The organism is Marinobacterium weihaiense (assembly GCF_019061305.1).
Taxonomy (GTDB): domain Bacteria; phylum Pseudomonadota; class Gammaproteobacteria; order Pseudomonadales; family Balneatricaceae; genus Marinobacterium; species Marinobacterium weihaiense.
Genome location: NZ_JAHQZT010000066.1, coordinates 1 through 1,065 on the forward strand (window position 1 = coordinate 1; position 1,065 = coordinate 1,065).

At 52.7% G+C, this 1,065-nt stretch carries 1 protein-coding gene; it reads right to left on the reverse strand.

Annotated features, from left to right (window positions below):
- The coding region (locus KTN04_RS16575) for a hypothetical protein (protein ID WP_217336332.1) at window positions 1-586 on the reverse strand (586 nt) is incomplete at its 3' end.
- Window positions 587-1,065: the final 479 nt, after the last annotated feature.

A 1,065-nucleotide genomic window follows, 5' to 3' on the forward strand; every position in this document is an offset into this window, starting at 1 on the left:
GGATGAATTGCTCAATGGCGTGGTACATGATGTCGCGAGCGACGAACCAAGGATAACGCCTTTGGCTTATATGATCATCCGGGATGCGACACTTATCAACCTTTTCGTCTTCAGCATAATCTGCTGTGAAAATGATCCGGCGTAGCTTGCCCATGTAGTCATGGAAAGATGACAGCCTCCTTGGGAGCTTAAGCCCACAACGTTTCCAGAACAGGATAAAATCGCCTCCTTTGGGTGGGTTGAAATGACCGGCAGGAAGCATGGAGCCTTTCTCGCCATGCCGGGTGTTTTTATCCCTCGTGACATTCACGTTGTATATGCAAAAAGCCTGCTCGCCTTTATCGACATTTGTCAGATTCAGAGTCACACCTCCTGCTTTACTTCGGCCATACTTGCCCCTGGAATATCCGTGGTAAACGAAAGCACGGGTACCGGTGACCGCCACGATCTCTGATAGCAACTGCTCGAAGTTATCGGTCAGCCACCCATCAGCAGCAGCCTGTTTGCCTGATTTCGGGATCAGCTTTAGGCGGCCTGACTCAATGGAAAGCTGATCCCCGCGCCGAAGTAGTTTATTCAGCAGCATGGATCCTCCCATACAGCCGGACCCGAAGGCCCGGCTTTAGCCATCAAGCGGCTTGTTCTGGATCAGCGCCAGCAGGCCATACAACAGGGAATGCACCACGTTTGAGGCGCATTTCGTTCACAGCCTTCTGTGCTGGCTCAATGCTTCCAGGGAGGAGGCGATAGCGGTTGTAATGGAGGGATTGGCCAGAGTACCCAATGCACTTTTCCGGCGTGCTGCTGAAGGTCAGGTCCAGGCGGCGGCCAAGTTCACATGACATGGTGCTATTCAGCGCATGATCAAAGACGGGGGCCTTCTCGGCCTCAAGCCTGTTCAAGCTCCCTCTGGTCAATAAGGCGATCAGCACGCGTTCCAGTTTAGTAGGCGGCTTGATATGATCGGCTTGGGAACGTATGAACAAGTCCCTCCAGCGCCATTAAGACTGCATTTTCTCTGTGCTAGGGCTCATAAAATGCGCACGTCCGCCTCTTTTAACCAAC